At 55.5% G+C, this 2,409-nt stretch carries 4 protein-coding genes and 1 pseudogene; 1 reads left to right on the plus strand and 4 read right to left on the minus strand.

Annotated elements, in window-relative coordinates; genetic code table 11:
• Positions 1-91: 91 nt before the first annotated feature.
• Positions 92-580: a BA14K family protein gene (locus EV561_RS36875; RefSeq protein ID WP_132528771.1), complete on the minus strand. Its 489-nt coding sequence runs from the start codon at positions 578-580 to the stop codon at positions 92-94.
• A 291-nt stretch (positions 581-871) separates the two neighbouring features.
• Between EV561_RS36875 and EV561_RS36880 the strand changes: the two genes are divergently transcribed.
• Complete coding sequence (locus EV561_RS36880) at positions 872-1,087, plus strand: hypothetical protein (protein WP_132528772.1); 216 nt, start codon at positions 872-874, stop codon at positions 1,085-1,087.
• A gap of 37 nt (positions 1,088-1,124) precedes the next feature.
• Here EV561_RS36880 and EV561_RS36885 read toward each other — a convergent pair whose 3' ends face one another.
• The 3 genes and pseudogenes from EV561_RS36885 to EV561_RS37810 all read right to left on the minus strand — a co-directional run.
• Complete coding sequence (locus EV561_RS36885; protein WP_132528773.1) at positions 1,125-1,373, minus strand: hypothetical protein; 249 nt, start codon at positions 1,371-1,373, stop codon at positions 1,125-1,127.
• 446 nt (positions 1,374-1,819) lie between these two features.
• Positions 1,820-2,005: pseudogene (locus EV561_RS36890) on the minus strand (EAL domain-containing protein); the annotation flags it as partial.
• A gap of 158 nt (positions 2,006-2,163) precedes the next feature.
• The coding region (locus EV561_RS37810) for a hypothetical protein (protein ID WP_207910677.1) at positions 2,164-2,409 on the minus strand (246 nt) is incomplete at its 5' end.

The raw sequence follows: 2,409 nt of genomic DNA on the forward strand, positions 1-2,409 counted from the left end.
CCGCACTCTCAAACCACCATCCACCACAACGATGTCCACACTGCCGTATCAGGTTCCAAATGAACCTAAATTCAATTCTGCCAAAGTAGTGCTAGTACGGTGCAATGCATTGGCGCCTCGGGCCATAATAAGGCTGGAACGTATTGTCATACGCTCTGTAGGAACGATATCGCGAATAGCACCAGCTTTGGCCGGAATTGCCGTAGTACCTTGGCTGAGCAAGCATGCTGCCGAGCAATACGCCTGCTGCCAGCCCACCGATCACTAGGCCGCCGTAGTTATTGCCGTAGCCGTAGCCACCGCCATAATAGCCGTGGCCGCCATAGCCTCCGTACCGGCGATACCCGCCGTAGTAACCGCCATGGCGTCCGTAGCCACGATGGTAGCCACCGTAGTGCCTGCCGCCGCGCGGCCAATATCCGCCATGACCACGACCGCCCGATCCGCGCCCATGATATTGGATCAACTGGACATCCGAGGACTGAAGCGCCGGGCTGTTGATGGAAGGGAAAGCCTGAGCCGGCAGCACGCTTGACAGGGCAGTCGCCAGAGACAGGCTCATGACTGCGAGAATTCTCATTTTAGATCACCATTTGCCTTCCACAGACCAACGTTCGGTGCGGCGCTTTGTGCCGTATTTAATCTGAGTAACGCGAATGTGATGGAACCCGAGTTAGGCCGACCGGCGGGCAATCTGCTGATCGGACGGCCACAGATACTCGCAGGTTGAAGGATGCGTCGTAACACCCCTGGATTAGTTGAAGAATGTGAATAGGTCTCGCTTATTCCGAAATGATGTTGCGACTCATGAGCGATATTTGTTTTCTACCTTGCAACCGGAGGAGACGTAGATGGCTGGCAGGACGGCAAGATGAGAACGAATTGGACGGTTACGATTTCGAATGGCGACCGCACATTCGACAGCGCCAGGGATGCTGCAGCCTTCATCAAAGCCAATATGGGCGAAGGTGAATTGTTCGGGCTGCACTCACCAACCGAGCTAAGCGCAGAAGATTGGGAATACTTCGAAGGCCTGCAGATAGCCCAAATATTCGATAAGGCCCTGGGCTTGAGAGCGAAACGATAGCGAAACGATAGCGGAACGGTCGCATGCCTCGGAATGATCAGACCGGCTTTGCTGGGGTCACTTGGCCCTCGGTTGCCCTTCGATCCGCAAGCAACATATCCAAAGCCTTATGCTCCGGGCCGAGAGGGCGTTGATTTAAGAACGAGGCGACGGAGGTTATCGTTTCATGACCGCCGGATGATGGGTTGCCCAGATGAACAACCACCTCTTTGTTGGTCAACTGATCGATGCCCAAGAACCAGCGGTCGCCATTCGTGCTGGTCGCAAACTCTCTAATATTTTCCATGTTCGGGCTCCTTCTGGAGATGGAAATAGAGCGCGCGATCGGGATTGCGATAAAATGATCAGCCATCGCTTTCAGGCTCTGCCAACGGCGGCAGCAATTCCAACAACGGAAGAGGAAGTGACACCGCCGGCAGCAACAACAATGGCAGGGCTAGCGACTGTAACGGTCAAGCCACCGTCAAAACACCAGTGGAATGTCTCAGGATCAGGCAGCAAACCGGGCCGCGACTTCAAATTGCCCGTAATTCAACAAACACACAGCCGCATACCAGAGCCACGTAGATTGCAAAGCAAGCCTGTTGCATGACGGTGTAGGTAATAGCTGCCGTCAAATCTGACGGCTCCCAGTGAGCCCGCCTATCCCACCCCCGGTCAGGCGGGCTTTTTCATTGTTCCAGATCGTCTCATCCCTGGCTGCGTTTGCCCCCGCGTCCCTGTTTGGCTGCATACAAGAGAGCGGTCGATCTTCATGCTGTCGAAGCCGAATTTCCGCATTGCGCCGATGCCTGCATAACCGCAACCAAAATCGTCAAGCGAAAATCGAACGCCGGCCTTACGAAGATCGTTAATCGCTCGTTGGGCCTGGTCGGGATTCGATATCAACACGCCCTCGGTGATTTCTAAAGTGAGGCGTCGGTTCGAAGTTTTCATCGTTTTTCACCGTTAACCCTGTAAAACTCCTCCTCGGTAACTTCCAGCCCTTCTTCAGATGAGCGTACCAGTCGTAGGTCGCGCCGCGGCCGGAGCCCTTTCGCGCCGCTTGACTGGTTAAAGGGGCAGCCGCGGGAGGTTTAGCGTGGCGCCGCTCCAGGAGCGGAAACCGGGATCGACTGCTCCCAGCAAGCTGTTCCATGCTGCAGGTGGCCGGGTACGGATGTCGGGGGCAGGTCTTGCAATGATGGCTGCGGGAGGGCGTTGGTGCGCGGATCGTTAATGGGGTTGTCGTAGGTGATCGGCAATCGCAATAACCGGTCTTCGTGACAATGCCTTTCAAGCACAATGCCTCCCGCCGCCATCGCATTGGCAAGATGAAGTTC

Origin of the sequence: Rhizobium sp. BK376, from assembly GCF_004341625.1 — a bacterium.
GTDB lineage: Bacteria > Pseudomonadota > Alphaproteobacteria > Rhizobiales > Rhizobiaceae > Rhizobium.

Excerpts from the sequence above, each read along its gene's own strand:
- EV561_RS36880 (WP_132528772.1), top strand. The coding sequence starts at position 872 with ATGAGAACGAATTGGACGGTTACGATTTCGAATGGCGACCGCACATTC.
- EV561_RS36875 (WP_132528771.1), bottom strand. The coding sequence starts at position 580 with ATGAGAATTCTCGCAGTCATGAGCCTGTCTCTGGCGACTGCCCTGTCA.
- EV561_RS36885 (WP_132528773.1), bottom strand. The coding sequence starts at position 1,373 with ATGGAAAATATTAGAGAGTTTGCGACCAGCACGAATGGCGACCGCTGG.